At 56.7% G+C, this 16,015-nt stretch carries 13 protein-coding genes; 4 read left to right on the top strand and 9 right to left on the bottom strand.

Annotated features, from left to right (window positions below; all coding sequences use genetic code 11):
• Nucleotides 1–4,956 carry an alpha-2-macroglobulin family protein gene (locus A8O29_RS06195; protein WP_174081268.1) on the bottom strand — a complete coding sequence of 1,652 codons (4,956 nt, stop codon included), beginning with the start codon at nucleotides 4,954–4,956 and terminating at the stop codon, nucleotides 1–3.
• Between the two features lie 296 nt (nucleotides 4,957–5,252).
• Here A8O29_RS06195 and A8O29_RS06190 point away from each other — a divergent pair, with 296 nt between their 5' ends.
• From A8O29_RS06190 to A8O29_RS06175, 4 genes are all read left to right on the top strand, one after another.
• On the top strand, nucleotides 5,253–6,797 hold the full coding sequence (locus tag A8O29_RS06190) for a PTS transporter subunit EIIC (RefSeq protein WP_125354188.1): 1,545 nt from the start codon (nucleotides 5,253–5,255) through the stop codon (nucleotides 6,795–6,797).
• An 11-nt stretch (nucleotides 6,798–6,808) separates the two neighbouring features.
• On the top strand, nucleotides 6,809–8,194 hold the full coding sequence (locus A8O29_RS06185; protein WP_125354187.1) for a 6-phospho-alpha-glucosidase: 1,386 nt from the start codon (nucleotides 6,809–6,811) through the stop codon (nucleotides 8,192–8,194).
• A gap of 70 nt (nucleotides 8,195–8,264) precedes the next feature.
• Nucleotides 8,265–9,110: a 3-mercaptopyruvate sulfurtransferase gene (gene sseA / locus A8O29_RS06180; RefSeq protein WP_125354186.1), complete on the top strand. Its 846-nt coding sequence runs from the start codon at nucleotides 8,265–8,267 to the stop codon at nucleotides 9,108–9,110.
• Nucleotides 9,110–9,880: a MurR/RpiR family transcriptional regulator gene (locus tag A8O29_RS06175; RefSeq protein WP_125354185.1), complete on the top strand. Its 771-nt coding sequence runs from the start codon at nucleotides 9,110–9,112 to the stop codon at nucleotides 9,878–9,880. Before sseA ends, A8O29_RS06175 begins: the two co-directional genes overlap by 1 nt.
• 18 nt (nucleotides 9,881–9,898) lie before the next feature.
• Here the strand turns inward: A8O29_RS06175 and sseB are convergent, their stop codons facing one another.
• The 8 genes from sseB to iscU form a co-directional block, all read right to left on the bottom strand.
• On the bottom strand, nucleotides 9,899–10,678 hold the full coding sequence (gene sseB / locus A8O29_RS06170) for an enhanced serine sensitivity protein SseB (protein WP_125354184.1): 780 nt from the start codon (nucleotides 10,676–10,678) through the stop codon (nucleotides 9,899–9,901).
• 222 nt (nucleotides 10,679–10,900) lie between these two features.
• Nucleotides 10,901–12,187, bottom strand: a complete 1,287-nt coding sequence (gene pepB, locus A8O29_RS06165) for an aminopeptidase PepB (protein WP_125355242.1) — start codon at nucleotides 12,185–12,187, stop codon at nucleotides 10,901–10,903.
• Between the two features lie 52 nt (nucleotides 12,188–12,239).
• On the bottom strand, nucleotides 12,240–12,440 hold the full coding sequence (iscX, locus tag A8O29_RS06160; protein WP_110508915.1) for a Fe-S cluster assembly protein IscX: 201 nt from the start codon (nucleotides 12,438–12,440) through the stop codon (nucleotides 12,240–12,242).
• 2 nt (nucleotides 12,441–12,442) lie between these two features.
• Nucleotides 12,443–12,778, bottom strand: a complete 336-nt coding sequence (gene fdx, locus A8O29_RS06155; protein ID WP_110508913.1) for an ISC system 2Fe-2S type ferredoxin — start codon at nucleotides 12,776–12,778, stop codon at nucleotides 12,443–12,445.
• 1 nt (nucleotide 12,779) lies between these two features.
• Complete coding sequence (gene hscA / locus A8O29_RS06150; RefSeq protein WP_125355266.1) at nucleotides 12,780–14,624, bottom strand: Fe-S protein assembly chaperone HscA; 1,845 nt, start codon at nucleotides 14,622–14,624, stop codon at nucleotides 12,780–12,782.
• An 80-nt stretch (nucleotides 14,625–14,704) separates the two neighbouring features.
• On the bottom strand, nucleotides 14,705–15,220 hold the full coding sequence (hscB, locus tag A8O29_RS06145; RefSeq protein ID WP_125355243.1) for a co-chaperone HscB: 516 nt from the start codon (nucleotides 15,218–15,220) through the stop codon (nucleotides 14,705–14,707).
• 64 nt (nucleotides 15,221–15,284) lie between these two features.
• Complete coding sequence (gene iscA / locus A8O29_RS06140; RefSeq protein WP_110508907.1) at nucleotides 15,285–15,608, bottom strand: iron-sulfur cluster assembly protein IscA; 324 nt, start codon at nucleotides 15,606–15,608, stop codon at nucleotides 15,285–15,287.
• Nucleotides 15,609–15,623: 15 nt separating this feature from the next.
• The gene (iscU, locus tag A8O29_RS06135; protein WP_015703172.1) at nucleotides 15,624–16,010 is read right to left on the bottom strand and encodes a Fe-S cluster assembly scaffold IscU; all 387 of its coding nucleotides are present in this window, start codon (nucleotides 16,008–16,010) and stop codon (nucleotides 15,624–15,626) included.
• Nucleotides 16,011–16,015: the final 5 nt, after the last annotated feature.

The raw sequence follows: 16,015 nt of genomic DNA, 5'->3' as shown, positions 1-16,015 counted from the left end.
TTATGGCGTGACGATCAGCGGTCCGTCGGTCTCCCCGGTGGCGCGCCATTGTGGAACGTACATCGATTCCACTTGCGGCACGGGAACATCATAGGTGCCCGGCGTCACCGCACGCGCCAGATACACCAGCGTAACGGGTTGACCCTGGCTCACCGCGACCGCCGCAACAAAGCGATCATCGCGGAATTCGATGTGCTGAATATCGGCCTGCTGCATTTGATTAAGCAGATTCTGCACCTCGGCTCCGTTGTCCTGAAGGCTGGCGCTGCTGTTGGCCAGATTCTGGTTTTCCAGCTCAAGCCCCGCCGGGAGAAGGTCAACCACCAGCGCATCCGGCACATTCTGGCTCGCTTCGACCTCTAAATGCACCAGCACTAAATCCCCGCTGCGCAGCGAAGAAAGCGACTTCAGCTGTCCGTCTGCCCCCAGGAACTGGCGCTTAATATGCAGCACGTTGCTGGCAGGCTTAGGCGCATATTCCGGGTAACCACTGCTGTCCAGACGCAGCCACAGGGGTTGCGTTCCGGTGTTTTTCACGTTCAGTGAAGCCAGCTGATCGGTGGTCAGATTTCGGGAGAGAGATTTATCCGCGCTAAGCGGTTCAGCCTGAAGCGAGGTCTGCGCCTGCCAGGTACCCGGCAAATCCTGTAAACCTTTTGCGGCCAGGAACAGCGCATTCATCTCCTGCGTCGACAACCAGCGCTCACCGAACGCCTGTTGTGACAGGGTGTTCAGCAGCGTGTTTTGCACATCTGGCAGCAGCTTATTCTCTTCCAGCAGGCTCAGCATCAGCGCGTTATCGCGCAGCTGGCTGCCGTAATCCGCCATCCAGCCGTTGTTTTCCTGCCGCGGCGTGTTCTGAGCCAACTGAATCGCTGCATCACCGCGCGGGGCATCACCCATCGCTTTCAGCGCCAGACCCAGCTGCATCAGCGGCAGACCCGCTTTCGCCTGAAGATGACGCTCCCAGATTTCACGCAGCGCACCCAACGGAGCTTTCTGCTGACGAGCCAACACCAGCGCGGCGTATGACTGCACCGCAAAACGGCTCGCCTGGCTGTCATTGGTATAGCGAATGGTCATCAACCCTGGCTCCTGCAAATAACGCAGCAGGCGATTATTCCCGCGCGTCATCGCATCCGCTGGAACGCTGTAGCCCTGTTCGCTGGCGCGAGTCAGGAAGTCCATCACATAAGCCGTCAGCCAGTATTCTTCCGAGCCTTCTTTGTCCCACAAGGCGAAACCACCGTCGTCGCGCTGCATTTGCAGCAGACGCGCGATCCCCAAATCCACCGCCGCGCGGCGCTTCTCGTCGGTGTCGCCTACAATGCCCAACGTTTTTAACTGCGCCGCATTGGTGTAGAGCTGCGGGAACAGGCCGCTGGCGGTTTGTTCCAGACAGCCGTACGGGTACGCTTTCAGTTCACGAATGTATCGTGCCAGGTTCAGCGGCGGTTTGCCACTGAACAACAGCTGGCTTTGCAGCGTTTCCGGGACAAATCCTTCAAGCTGTGAAGCCGGGACCGTCCAGCTTTCACCTGGCTGCAGCGCCACGCCCGCGTTGACGGTTTGCGCCGGGAACGCCGGACGTACGCCGATTTTCCACTCTTTTTGCAGAGGCGTGAACGTTTCGCCCGGTAGCGTCAAGCCGCTGACTGTCGCCTGCACAGAACCTTCTCCAAAGCCATTCTGCGCGCTCACCGGAATAAACAGCGTTACCCGCGCGCCCGGCGGAAGTTGGGTTGGCTCTGGCTGTGTACCCTGGAGCCCCAGCAAACCCGTAGCAGAAAGATTTATATTTAACGTTTGCGGCTGGTCAGTCAGGTTGGTGAGATCCAGCGTCAGACGGCTGCTGTCGCCGCTCGCCAGGAAGCGTGGCGTATTCAGTTCGACAATAACTGGCGCGGCCACCACGACTTTGCTGTCGCTGCTGCCGAAATCATCTGCCGTCCAGGCCAGCGCCATCACGCGCAGTTCACCGTTGAAATCGCCAATGGGCAGCGTCACGGTACCTTCACCGTTTTCGTCCAGCGTGACCGGTTGCGCCTGTTGAGCAACAATGGTGACGTGATTCACCGGTGGCTTACCGCCGCGTTTGAGTTCGTCGCCGTCACCACCAAAACGCAGGCTGGCAAGACGACCCTGGCCTTCAATGACCTGGCCGTAGATGTCGTAGATATCAGCGCCGTAGCGTTTCTGCCCAAAGAAGGCATGCCACGGATCCGGTGTGGTGTAGTCGGTGATATTCAGCACGCCGCTATCAACCGCGGAGACCAGCACGTTGACCTGCTTCGGTAACGCCCCTTCTTTGGTGCTGGCTTTGATTTTCACCGTCAGCGGCTGGTTCGGACGCATTTTCTGCGGGGTATCCAGCGCAATGTTCAGACGGCGGTTTTCATCCCCGAGCGGTAAATGCAGCAGGCCCACGGCTCGTTTTGGCGTTGCTGATTTTGATTTATCGCCAGGGCGAATCACCAGCGTGCTGAGATACAAATCGTGGCGGTTCCAGGTTTTATCAACCGGAATCGACAGGTCCATCCCTTGCGCTGGCACATCGATTTCCTGCCACCACAGCGGGCCTTCGCTGGATTCCACCATCGCGTAGCCTTTACCCGCCGCCGGGGCGGAGATGTGCAGCTTGATGGTGTCGCCCGGCTTATAGGCCGGTTTGTCGAGCTTCATGGTGACGCGGTCCGGGCGTGCGGCCCCGGCTCCGTCGCTATTATCCTGCCAGCTGTAACCGGCCCAGAAACGCACGCTGCTCACGGTGTCATCCGGCGCTTTGACGTCCAGACGGTATGAACCCCACTCCACCGGGAAGCTGACTTTGCCAGTTTCATTGGCGTTAAGATCCAGCGTTTGTTCGCCTTCAACCAGATCCTTTTGATCGAACTGTGACTGCCAGCCATCGCTGTCAGACCAGTTCCAGTAGTAGTCCCGACGCTCGCGGATCAGGCGGACCTTCAGCCCCGAGACCGCTTTTTTCTCGCCCTTCGCATTGGCATATACGATATCGAACCCGGCAGTGCTGTTTTCATCCACCATCGGCTGATTGGCGGTGGTGTCGGTGCGATAGTCGTAGACCTCTTTGCTGGCAAATTCAGGGCGGATCCCCGGCAGCGTTTCCGCAGGCCAGATAGCCTGCTCGGCGCGACGCGTGACCGGACGGCCGCCGGATTCCAACAGACTCGCCTGAAGGATCACCTGCAGCGGAGAATGGGTTTCCTGCCACTGGCTGTCGACTTTCACCTCACCGTGACCTTGGGCGTCGAGTTTGAGCTGTACTTCGTCCAGCGTGCGCGAGAGATTCTCTTCGGCGATATCACCGAACTCAAAGCCCGGTAGCGCGGCTACGGCGTCTCGCAAGGGACGCAGGAACATCTTGCCCTGCAGGGCGTTGCCATTCGCCGGCGCGCCATACAGGTAATAACCGGTCACCGCAAAACTGACGTCCTCTTCGGGTGCCCGCGGGGCTTTATCCGGCGTCAGGTTGAGGGCCAGGCGCTCTGGCATGAAATCTTCGACGTGGAAATCCCACTCACGATTTTGCTTGTCACCCGCGCTGGCGCGAACGTGCCACATTCCGGTGGCCGCCCCGGCATCCAGCGCCCAACTAAATTGGTACAGACCGTTAACGGCCTTGCTCATGACGGTACGCACCACCTGACCGTCAGGCTGAACCACTTCAAGTTTTACCGGCTGATCGGGCAGTGGCTTGCCGTCGCTGTCGCGCAGCAGGCCATTCACAATCACCGTTTCACCCGGACGATAAAGGTCGCGCGGGCCGAACATAAAGAACTGTTTGCTGTAACCCGGCGTGCCTGCAATATCAAATTCTGACAGGTCCAGCGCCGGAAGCTTGAGATCAAGCAGCGTGGTCTGGCCGTCTTTACGCGCCAGCAACAGGGCCGCATCTTTGTCCGTTTGCAGAGAAACATGACCTTTCGAATCGCTGTTGGCCTGGGCCAGAGTCTGGCCTTTATCATTGAGCAATTGAACGTCGATGCCACTTTGCGCCGCGCCATTTTCAAGGCTCTGGGTAAACACATCCAGACGATTATGATAACGGTGCGCGGAGACCCCAATATCGCTCAGGGTGAACAGCGTCGCGGCATTGCTGTAAGTGTAATGACCGGCCTGATTCATCACCGCGATATAGACGCCCGCCTGCTGGAGCGGTTTGATATCGCTTAACGGCAGCAGCAATTTTTCCCGAGTATTACGCTCAGGATTGAGATCAAAGCGCCCGGTATAAACCAGATCGGCCATTTTCAGCAACTCATCAGATTCCCAGTTGCTGAGCGAACTGCGGTATTCCCACTGGCTGATAAATGACGCCAGCGATTCAGGTTTAATGCGGAAGAAATTCACGTCGACGTTATTGACGTTCAGCGCCATCACCGGCAGCCCGGCCACGACTTTACCCGGCAGCAGCGAACCGCGGCTGGCAAAGCCAACGCTTGGCGCGATATCACGGGTGGCGATGTTCTGTTCGTAGGTTTTATCGAAGGTGGTTTTATTCACCGCCTCCACGTCCGGATCGACGGTTAATACCAGATTGCGCTTGGGCTCCAGATGGCGCATGCGCAATTCTTTCAAATTAGGTGCCAGTTCCCAGGCCCCGTCCACTTTGCCGCTTTTCTTATCAACAAGGTGTATGCGGCTGGAAAAATCCTGAGCAGGATTAAGCGGAATAGAAAACGTGAGGACCAGCGTCGCCGCACCATCAAGCTGCACTTCGGACGCATCAATCAGGGTCAGCGCTTTGCCTTTATTCTGCGCAGCCAGTTTATCCAGCGTTGCCGCGCTCGGAGCAACAGGCGTCAGTTTCGATGGCGTCTCAGCGGCTGAAGACGCGGGCTTCACGGTCTGTGTTTTGTCGTTGTTATCACAGCCACTTAGCGAAAATGCGGTAATCAGCGCGAGTGATAGCGCTGCCAAACGATACGGTTTCATCCTTTAACCCCTGGCCCAGAAAGCCTCAAATTTTCGTCAACACAGTATTATGCTTAATCCCCGGTTTTACCAACAGCCTATAAATTCTGATAGGGCTGCATTTCCGATAGCCTCCCTGCCGTCACGTCCCCCCGCGATTCCCTGCTGATACCCCGATCACAACGCCAAAGGTTACATGTTACCTTCAGCGTCATTTGTTTTTAAAACAATAAGATATATGGATGTAGTGACCGGAAGCCTGCTAGCTTTAAGCCTGAAACGCACTCTGAGTGCGCGGTTCAATAAGAGAGAACGTCATGAAACGAGCCGTGAATGCCCTACAAAACTTCGGAAAATCATTATACGGACCGGTGCTTATCTTACCGATAGTCGGTCTTTTTATTGCTTTTGGAAACGTGCTGGGTAACGGCAGCCTTGCCGAATATCTGCCCTTTCTCGGTCATCCGCTGATTCAAAACCTCGGTCAGCTGATCGCAAAATCTGCCGTTTCGGTACTGGTCAATCTGGCGCTGGTGTTCGCCGTCGGGATCCCTGTCGGGCTGGCAGCACGCGATAAAGGCTACGCGGCGCTGATTGGTCTGTTGACCTTTGTGGTGTTTATCAATGCCATGAACGTCACCCTTCAGCTTCAGGGCGAGCTCGCTCCGGCGGACCAGATGAAAGCCACCGGACAAAGCATGGTGTTAGGCGTACAGGTGCTGGAAATGGGCGTGTTCGCCGGGATCCTGACCGGAGCGCTCTCCGGTTACCTGTACAACAAATATTCCGGCGTACAGTTTAACGGGGCGATGGCTATCTATTCCGGCCACTGTTTTGTCGCCATTATCATGTTGCCAGTGTCGATGCTCCTCGGAGTGGTAATGAGCGAGCTTTGGCCCTATGCGCAGCACGGTATCAGCGCGATGGCGCTGGCGATTAAAGGCTCCGGTGCGCTTGGCGTTATGATTTACGGTTTCCTCGAGCGCATTCTGGTGCCTACCGGGCTGCATCATCTGGTCTACACCCCATTCCTGTATACCGAGCTGGGTGGCACTCAGGAGGTCTGCGGCACGCTGTATCAAGGCGCGCGGAATATCTATTTCGCTGAGATGGCCTGTCCGGAGGTGAAACAGCTGAGCAGCACCGTGGTATGGGATGCCCGGGGTATCAGCAAAATGTTCGGTCTGCCTGCGGCGGCGCTGGCGATGTACATGACCGCCAAACCCGAGCGCAAGGCCGCAGCAAAAGCCATTCTGATCCCGGCAGCGCTCACCTCCTTGCTGGTCGGCGTCACCGAGCCCATCGAATTTTCTTTCCTGTTCGTCGCGCCGCTGCTGTTTGTGGTCCATGCGGTGCTCACTGGCATCGGCATGATGCTGTTTTCCCTGCTTGGCGTTCACGCCATTGGCGCTAACGGCATCATCGATTTCATTCTCTACAACCTGCCGCTGGGCACGGAGAAATCCAACTGGCCGATGTACATCGTGGTCGGATTGATCATGTTCGCGCTCTACTTTGTCGTGTTCCGCTTCCTGATCCTGCATTTCAACATGAAAACGCCAGGTCGCGAGGAGGCCGATGAGGAGACACGTCTGTACAGCAAACAGGAGTATCAGGCGAAGGGCAACAACGACGGGCTTGGCGAATCCATCGTGGCGGGCCTCGGGGGACGTGAAAATATTGAAGTGGTGGATAACTGCTATACCCGCCTGCGCGTCACGGTAAAGGATATCGACATCATTGATGAACCGCGACTCAGTGCGACGGGCGCAAAAGGGATTATCAAACAAGGTAACAACGTTCAGGTGGTCTACGGGCTGCATGTCAAAAAAATGCGAGAAGCCGTTGAGACGTTTCTCTGAAGGAGCAAATGATGTTTAAACCCCCTTTTATTCTCTCCATTGCCGGTGGCGGCAGCACCTACACACCCGGGATTGTCAAAAGCCTGATGGTGCGTTTGCAGGATTTCCCCCTCGCGGAAATTCGTCTGTACGACATTGATGCCGCGCGGCAGGACACCATCGCGCCGGTGGTCGAGAAAGTGATTCGCGATCACAGCCAGGACATCAAATTCACAGTGACGAGCGATCCGGAAGTGGCCTTTAGCGGCGCGCATTTTGTTTTCGCTCAAATGCGCGTCGGTCAGTACAAAATGCGCGAGCAGGACGAGAAGATCCCCCTGCGCCACGGCGTGGTCGGACAAGAAACCTGTGGCCCTGGCGGGCTGGCGTATGGGCTGCGCACGATCCTGCCCATGGTGGAGCTTATCGATCTGGTTGATCGTTATGCTCACGAAAAAGCGTGGATCGTCAACTATTCCAACCCGGCCGCGATTGTCGCTGAAGGCGTACGTCGTCTGCGCCCTAACGCTCGGGTGCTGAACATTTGCGATATGCCGGTCGCCGCCATGCGCAATATGGGCGCAATCCTCGGGGTCGATCGTCACAAACTGGAAGTGGACTATTTCGGGTTGAATCACTTTGGCTGGTTCACCCGCGTCCTGGTCGACGGCGAGGACAAACTGCCTGAACTGCGTCGTCATATCGCGAAATATGGGTTACTGACGGAAGACGCGGCCAAAACCGATCCGCAACATTCCGATCCGTCGTGGGTGAAAACCTGGCGCAACATTAAGCCGATCATGGATAACTTCCCGGAGTATCTGCCGAATCCGTATCTGCAGTATTACCTGATGCCGAACCAGATTGTTGAGCATCAGAACCCGGACTACACCCGCGCCAATGAAGTGATGAACGGACGGGAGAAAAAGCTGTTCGCCGCAGCGGAAGAGTATAAACGCACCGGTATCTTGTCCGACGCATTCCACGTCGGCGTGCACGGTGAGTTTATTGTCGATGTGGCCCGGTCACTCGCCTTCAACCTGCGCCAACGTCATCTGGTGATGGTTGAAAACCGTGGGGCAATCGTCAACCTGCCTTACGACGCGGTGGTGGAAGTTCCGGCCTATATCACCTCGGAAGGGCCAGAACCGGTGCGGGTCGGCCAGGTACCGTTGTTCCATCAGACGCTGCTGCAACAGCAACTCGCCTCCGAGCAACTACTGGTTGAAGCCACCATTGAAGGGAACTACGAAAAAGCCCTGCAAGCCTTTACGCTCAATCGCACCGTGCCAACCATGGAACACGCAAAAGCGATTCTTGATGAGATGATTGAAGCCAACCGTGATTACTGGCCCGCATTGCAAAAAGCCTGGCAGGATGGCGAAGGGATAAAAAATAGGGCGTCGCTCGCGAGTTGAACGGGGTTTGCTTGTCGGTGTCAGAAAAAACACCGACAATCCGCTTTTCTGTATAAATACGGAGGCAAACATGTCCACTTCATATTTTGTCGCAACCGACTGGCTGATTGAACATAGCGACGATCCGAACGTCCTGATCCTTGATGCGCGTATGGCCCCGCCAGGTCAGGAGCATCGTGATGTTGCCGCTGAATACCGCGCCGGGCATCTGCCGGGGGCGGTATTTTTCGATATTGAAGCCCTCTCCGATCATACCTCTCCCCTGCCGCACATGATGCCGCGTCCAGAAGCGTTTGCAGTGGCGATGCGTGAGCTTGGCGTGCACCGTGATAAACATCTGGTTATTTACGATGAGGGCAACCTCTTCTCCGCCCCGCGCGCCTGGTGGATGCTGAAGAATTTCGGCGTTGAGCAGGTCTCGATTCTGGCTGGGGGTCTTGCGGGCTGGCAGCGTGATGAGTTGCCGTTGCAACAGGGCGATGTCTCACTGCCGGAAGGTGAATTTGAGGCCACGTTTGATGCCAGCGCGGTGAAACGTCTGACCGATGTGCTGGTGGTCAGCCATGAAAACACCGCGCAAATTGTCGATGCCCGACCTGCGCCACGCTTTAACGCTCAGGCTGACGAACCGCGACCCGGCCTGAAACGCGGCCATATTCCTGGTGCCCGAAACGTGCCGTGGGGCGATCTTGTTTTTGAAGGCGAGCTGAAAACCACCGACGAACTGCGCGCTATTTTCGAGCGTCAGGGTGTGGATTTACACCAGCCGATTATCGCCAGCTGTGGTTCCGGCGTGACGGCGTGCGTGGTGATTCTGGCCCTCGCCACATTAGGCGTCACCGACGTCACCCTGTATGACGGTGCCTGGAGTGAATGGGGCGCCCGGGACGACCTGCCGGTTGAACCCACCCCATAATGGATAACCGTCTGGCGACGCTCTTAACGCGCGGGGCTTCAATGACCCGCGCGGAATACCGCGTGTTGGCCCATCTAACGGAGCACCCGCTGCTGGTGGGAAATATTACGGTGCGCGAGCTGGCGCAGGCGACGTTTGTCTCCACCGCGACCATCATGCGCTTGTGCCAAAAACTGGGGTTCAGCGGTTTTAGCGAATTTATCTGGCACTGTAAGCAGCTGCTTTCAGACACGCCGCACATTGCGCCGCAGGCTGAGAGTTTGCCGCAGCTGCCGGCCCTCTTTAATCAATTTATCGCCAACTATCAGCAGACTTTTCAGTGGGTAACGGAAGAGAAACGGCAGCAGTTTTCAGCCTTATTGCGCCAAAAAGAGAGCTTTTTTCTGTATGGGGCCGGGTTCTCTTATCTGTTCGCCGAGTATCTGACCAAAAAATTGCAGGTGTTGGGCAAGACGGCGTTTATTTCAGGGCCAGGCGATAGCCGGAATATTTTTCTGAGCAACGCCGCGCGTTATCAGGTGTTTATCGCGGTTTCCCGCAGCGGTGAAACGGAACAGGTGCTGGATAAAGCGCGGATCGCCCAAACGATTGGCATGACGGTGGTTGCTTTTACCCGCGCATCGGCCAATACCCTGGCGGGTATGGCTGACCTGCATTTCGCGCTGTATGACGAGGCGGTGCATTACGCTGCCGAAGCCGCAGGCGTGACGTCGTTTGAGTCGAATCTGGTGTTACTGATGGATTTGCTGTTGCTGGAAGCCACGGGGTGAAAGCTCACCCCGAGTGCATCAGATAATCCGGTTCTGTTTAAAATCGCGCAGGAAGCTGCCCCAGCGTTTCTCGTAGAACGGCGTGATGTGCGCCAGCATAAAGTGGCTGATGCCCTTCTCGCCTTCGACCACCTGACAAATATCAATCGGCTCGTCGCCCGGCAAAGTGTCTGTTGCCACGCTGCCCGTCGCCTGAATCACCGCCTCGATATCATCGCCTTCAACTTCAATACCAATCAGCAGGTTTGGCTGCTCCTCCGCATGTTCTTTAATGGAACACAGAAACGCGCGCTTGACGGTTTTGAGCGATTTAAAGAGCGTGGTCAGGGAATCTACCATCTGAGCTGGCGGCTCGGTCACTTCGGACAGCAGCAGCGATGCGCCGCCTTCCAGTACCGTTTGAGTGCTCAGCGGATTGCCTTCTTCGCCCATCAAATGGCTGATTTCACGCGGGGTGAATTCTTTCCCGGTTGGCAGTTTGGCATTGAGGAACAGCGTCTCGCCGAGGGTCATTTCGAACAGCGTACGTACCGGCATAACCACAAAGGCCTGTTCGTCAGTGACCGCCTGCTGCAGGGCTTCAAGCGAGCTGAAGAACGGAACCACCGACGTACCGTCGTCTTTTTCCCAGTGCTGGATATCCAGCGCGCTGTCTTCCACCACCTGCTCGCCTTCCGCCGCCGTGCCTGGTACCCAGACCGTGGCGTCAAGCAGTGCGCGGAAGAAAGCCGGACGGTGTGCAGGCTCGGTCGCCGCCTGTTCCAGTAAAGTTTCTAATTCGTTTTTTTGTTCGGACATAAGCTCACTACTTTAAAAAACGCCGGGTGGCGCTGCGCTTACCCGGCCTACAAAATCCGTATGCCCGTGCAAGCGCATCACCACCAGGCCTACAAAATCCGTATGCCCGTGCAAGCGCATCACCACCAGGCCTACAAAATCCGTATGCCCGCACAAGCGCAGCGCCACCCGGACAACGAAATTCGTAGGCCCGTGCAAGCGCAGCGCCGCCGGGCATGACGATTACTCTGCGGTCAACAGATTCGCGAGGGTGCGCACGCCCAGACCGGTTGCGCCTGCCGCCCACTGCTCAACGGCAGATTTACGGTAGGTCGCGGAGCAGTCAATGTGCAGCCAGCCTTCGTGATAGTTTTCCACGAAATGAGACAGGAAGCCTGCCGCGGTGCTGGCACCCGCCGGGAATGCCGCGCTGGAGGTATTGTTCAGCTCAGCAAAGTTTGACGGCAGCTGATTGCGGTGGAATTCCGCCAGCGGCAGACGCCAGAACGGCTCGTTTTCCGCCGCCGCGCTAGCCATCAGGCGTGCAGCCAGTTTGTCATCGAAGCTGAACAGCGCGTGGTAGTCGTTACCCAGCGCCGTTTTCGCCGCACCGGTCAGGGTCGCCGCATCGATAATCAGCTCTGGCTTCTGCGCACAGGCGTCGATCAGACCATCAGCCAGCACCAGACGGCCTTCGGCGTCGGTATTCATCACTTCGACTTTTTTGCCGTTGCGATAACTAATGATGTCGCCCAGTTTAAATGCATTCCCGCTGACCATGTTGTCTGCACAGCAAAGATACAGTTTCACGCGTTTGTTCAGGCCACGGGTAATGGCGAATGCCAGTGCACCAGTCACCAGTGCCGCGCCGCCCATGTCGGACTTCATGGAGTCCATGAACGCGCTTTGCTTAAGGCTGTAACCGCCGGTATCAAAGGTAATGCCTTTGCCCACGAGGCAGGCGTAAACCGGTGCATTCGCGTCGCCGGTTGGGTTGTAATCCAGCGCCAGCAGCACCGGCGGACGGTCGGAACCGCGGCCCACGGTGTGGATTCCCATGTAACCCTGCTCGCGCAGATCTTCGCCTTTGGTGATGCGGTAATGCACGTTGTCACAGCCAAAGCGGCACAGCAGGTCAACCGCACGCGCGGCCAGCTGCTCTGGGCCGAGTTCTTCGGCAGACGCGTTGATGGTATCGCGTACCCAGTCAACGATCGCCAGACGGTTATCGAGTTCGCTTTTCTGCGCGTCATCCAGTGCCGCCCAGTCGACGTTACGGCTGCCTTTCGGTCCTTTGTAACCGGCCCAGAAAGCCCAGCTGCGCTCGGTATCCCAGTCATCGCCCGCCAGCGCAACATGCTTAATGCCCATGCCGTCAATTTTACGCGCCGCACGCTGAATCAAACCGGCATCATCTTTGCCGTTCAGGTGCAGGGTGATGCCGTCGTTGTTAATGCTGTAAGTGGCTTTTTCGCCCCAGCGCGCATCGGCAGGCTGGGTCGACAGCGTAATCTTCATCGCTTCGGTCATTGTCTTATCCTTATTGAGCAAACGGGCCGCCAGAGGCAGCCCGTTAGATGAATCACTCTGCTTCGTCTAACCAAACTAACAGAATCGCCTCGAGAATTTTTTCATTGGATGCGTTGGGATCATCCTCAAAATCTTCCAGAGCGCAAATCCACTGATGCATATCTGTGAAGCGGACAGTTTTCGGATCAGTGTCCGGATACGCATCGTACAATGCTTCGCCGATTTCACGGCTGTCGGTCCATTTCAGCGCCATAATCAGTGCTCGCGTGCGTGGTTGATAGTGTAACGTGGCATCTCGACCACCAGATCTTCATCGGTGACGCGCGCCTGACAGCTTAAGCGGCTTTCCGGCTCCAGACCCCAGGCTTTGTCGAGCATGTCATCTTCGTCTTCGGTACTTTCCGGCAGCGAATCGAAGCCTTCACGAACCACGCAGTGGCAGGTCGTGCAGGCACAGGATTTTTCACAGGCGTGTTCAATCTCGATCCCGTTGCGCAGGGCAACGTCCAGAATGGTTTCACCGCTTTTCGCTTCCAGAACTGCGCCATCCGGACAGAGATCCTGATGTGGCAGAAAAACAATCTTTGGCATATTAAACCTCGTCCACGGACTGGCCTTTCAGCGCTTTACGGACCGACTGATCCATACGGCGTGCGGCAAATTCCTGGGTTTGTGTGTCGATATTTTTAATGGCTTCTTTTATGGCATCGGCATCATCGCCAACGGCGGCTTTCTGCAGAACAGAAACACCGTCGTCAATTGCCTGGCGTTCTTCAACGGTAAGCAGCGCGGCATCGGCTGCCAGTGCGCTGTTCAGACTTTCCAGCACGCGAGCCGCTTCTACTTTTTGCTCAGCAAGCATGCGCGCCTGGACGTCATGTTCGGCGAAACTCATCGAGTCTTTGATCATGGTGGCGATTTCGTTATCGCTCAGACCATAAGACGGTTTCACCTGAATAGAGGCTTCCACGCCGGTGGATTTTTCCATCGCCGTGACGCTCAGCAGACCGTCGGCATCGACCTGGAAGGTGACGCGAATATGCGCCCCGCCAGCTGGCATCGCCGGAATACCGCGCAGCGCAAAACGCGCCAGAGAACGGCAATCCTGCACCAGCTCGCGCTCGCCCTGCATCACGTGGATGGACATCGCGGTCTGGCCGTCTTTAAAGGTGGTGAACTCCTGCGCACGCGCCACCGGAATGGTGGTGTTACGCGGGATGACTTTCTCCACCAGGCCGCCCATGGTCTCGAGACCCAGCGACAGCGGGATAACGTCCAGCAGTAGCATTTCGCTGTCCGGCTTGTTCCCGACCAGAATATCAGCCTGAATCGCTGCGCCAATGGCGACCACTTTATCCGGGTCGATAGAGGTCAGCGGCGCGCGGCCAAAGAATTCGCCGACGCGTTCACGCACTAACGGCACGCGGGTTGAACCGCCCACCATGACCACGTCTTTAACGTCTTCGACGCCCGCATCTTTCAACGCGCGACGACAGGCCAGCAGCGTGCGTTTCACCAGCGCAGATATCAGCTCGTTGAACTGCTCGCGGGTGATGTCGCCCTGCCAGCCAGCCACGTCAACGCGAACGCGGTCGGCATCGCTGAGGGCAATTTTGGCGGCAATCGCAGCGTCTAACAGTTCGCGCTGTACACGGTTATCGGAACGGTCGGCAATCCCCGCCTGTTCACGGATGAAATCTGCCAGCAGGTGGTCGAAGTCGTCGCCGCCGAGGGCGGAATCGCCGCCGGTTGCCAGAACTTCGAACACGCCACGGCTGAGACGCAGAATAGAAATATCAAAGGTCCCGCCGCCGAGATCGTAAACGGCAATGACGCCTTCCTGACCGGAGTCCAGACCGTAGGCGATGGCCGCAGCCGTCGGCTCATTCAGCAAACGCAGTACGTGCAGGCCCGCCAGACGCGCGGCGTCTTTGGTGCCCTGACGCTGTGCGTCATCGAAATAAGCCGGAACGGTGATCACCACGCCATCGAGTTCGCCTTCCAGCGTTTCGGTCGCACGGGCAGACAGGGCTTTAAGGATATCCGCGGAGATACGAATTGGGTTCAGCAAACCGGCGTTGGTCGCCAGCATCGGCAGGCCATTTTCACTGGCCTGGAGCTGATAGGGCAGATGCGGATAGCGCGCCTGCACATCGGCAAGCGAGCGGCCCATCAGACGTTTTACTGAGCTGATGGTGTTGACCGGATCCAGCGCGGCATTGGTGCGTGCGTCGTAGCCCACGTCATGTCCCTGCGCCTGGTAATGCACGACCGAGGGCAGCAGATGGCGGCCCTGGCTATCGGCCAATGTTTCAGCCTGACCGCTACGCACAGTAGCGACCAGTGAATTGGTGGTGCCTAAGTCGATGCCCGCCGCCAGACGACGCTGGTGCGGCGCGGCACTCAGGCCAGGCTCACTGATTTGTAATAAGGCCATAGTCATTAAGCTTCCAAAATCAATTACTCGTCATCATTCATGCCGCAACTGCGTTGCCGCCTTGTTGCAACCCGAATGATTTAGAGTAAGAAGAGCTTTTCTTCGAGTTGTTCTGCTGAGCTGCGCAGTTTATCGAGAAAACGCAGTTTACGCACGGTATCCGCCGCGCTGTCCCACGTTTCATTATCGAGTTCCGCGACCATCTGCTGATGGCGCGTGTCAAACATGCCTTTCACGCGACGCATAAACGCGTCCAGACGCTCGCTGTCTTTGGCACGATCAATCTCATCGAGCTCTTCACGCAGTTCCAGTTGTTCCATCAGAAACGCCGTGTCGCGCACCGTGTGCTGCTCGCTCGCTAAATCAAAACCGTGCAGTGACAGCAGATATTCCGCGCGCATCAGCGGGTGGCGCAAAGTTTGCCACGCCTGATTAATGGTCGCGGATTGCTGCACCGACGCAAGCTGGTCGGCGGAAGAGTGGCTGGCGAATTTGTCCGGATGGAACTGACGCTGTAAATCCTGAAAGCGCGTAGCGAGCTGCTGGCTATCGAGGTGATAAGAGGCAGGCAGGCCAAAGAGAGTGAAGTAGTCCATAGCTATCTCTGAAAAAGCAAACCCCACAAGTAGCGTGGCTACCGTGGGGTTATCTTACGCGTGATTAAACGTGGAAGCTTTCGCCGCAACCGCACTCATCTTTAACGTTCGGGTTGGTAAATTTAAACCCTTCGTTGAGGCCTTCTTTTACGAAGTCCAGTTCAGTGCCGTTGAGGAACTGCAGGCTTTTGCCATCGACCACAACCTTCACGCCTTTGTCTTCAAACACCGTGTCTTCGGCGTCCGGTTGATCGACAAATTCCAGCACGTAGGCCATACCAGAGCACCCGGAAGTCCGCACGCCCAGACGCAGACCGAAGCCTTTGCCACGGTTGGACAGGAAGGAACTGACTCGTGCAGCAGCGCTGTCGCTTAGGGTTATCGACATAAAAAACCTCAGATCTTATTTAGCTTCACGTTTGCTTTTATAGTCCGCAATGGCGGCTTTGATCGCGTCTTCTGCCAGGATAGAGCAGTGAATTTTCACCGGTGGCAGTTCGAGTTCTTCGGCAATATCGGTGTTCTTGATAGCCTGTGCTTCATCCAGGGATTTCCCCTTCACCCACTCGGTCACGAGGGAGCTGGATGCGATAGCAGAACCGCAGCCGTAGGTCTTGAAGCGCGCGTCCTCAATGATACCTTCATTGTTGACTTTAATCTGCAACTTCATCACGTCGCCGCAGGCCGGTGCGCCGACCATGCCGCTGCCGACGCTGTCGTCGCTGTTGTCAAACGAGCCGACGTTGCGTGGATTCTCGTAATGATCGATAACTTTTTCGCTGTAAGCCATGATGA

This window comes from Scandinavium goeteborgense, assembly GCF_003935895.2.
GTDB lineage: Bacteria > Pseudomonadota > Gammaproteobacteria > Enterobacterales > Enterobacteriaceae > Scandinavium > Scandinavium goeteborgense.
The sequence above is the reverse complement of the archived record's forward strand: the minus strand, read 5'-3'. Positions and strand labels throughout refer to the sequence as shown.

Bases quoted from the DNA above. Each gene is read 5' to 3' on its own strand.
- A8O29_RS06195 (WP_174081268.1), bottom strand. From the start codon at position 4,956: ATGAAACCGTATCGTTTGGCAGCGCTATCACTCGCGCTGATTACCGCA.
- A8O29_RS06190 (WP_125354188.1), top strand. From the start codon at position 5,253: ATGAAACGAGCCGTGAATGCCCTACAAAACTTCGGAAAATCATTATAC.
- A8O29_RS06185 (WP_125354187.1), top strand. From the start codon at position 6,809: ATGTTTAAACCCCCTTTTATTCTCTCCATTGCCGGTGGCGGCAGCACC.
- sseA (WP_125354186.1), top strand. From the start codon at position 8,265: ATGTCCACTTCATATTTTGTCGCAACCGACTGGCTGATTGAACATAGC.
- A8O29_RS06175 (WP_125354185.1), top strand. From the start codon at position 9,110: ATGGATAACCGTCTGGCGACGCTCTTAACGCGCGGGGCTTCAATGACC.
- sseB (WP_125354184.1), bottom strand. From the start codon at position 10,678: ATGTCCGAACAAAAAAACGAATTAGAAACTTTACTGGAACAGGCGGCG.
- pepB (WP_125355242.1), bottom strand. From the start codon at position 12,187: ATGACCGAAGCGATGAAGATTACGCTGTCGACCCAGCCTGCCGATGCG.
- iscX (WP_110508915.1), bottom strand. From the start codon at position 12,440: ATGGCGCTGAAATGGACCGACAGCCGTGAAATCGGCGAAGCATTGTAC.
- fdx (WP_110508913.1), bottom strand. From the start codon at position 12,778: ATGCCAAAGATTGTTTTTCTGCCACATCAGGATCTCTGTCCGGATGGC.
- hscA (WP_125355266.1), bottom strand. From the start codon at position 14,624: ATGGCCTTATTACAAATCAGTGAGCCTGGCCTGAGTGCCGCGCCGCAC.
- hscB (WP_125355243.1), bottom strand. From the start codon at position 15,220: ATGGACTACTTCACTCTCTTTGGCCTGCCTGCCTCTTATCACCTCGAT.
- iscA (WP_110508907.1), bottom strand. From the start codon at position 15,608: ATGTCGATAACCCTAAGCGACAGCGCTGCTGCACGAGTCAGTTCCTTC.
- iscU (WP_015703172.1), bottom strand. From the start codon at position 16,010: ATGGCTTACAGCGAAAAAGTTATCGATCATTACGAGAATCCACGCAAC.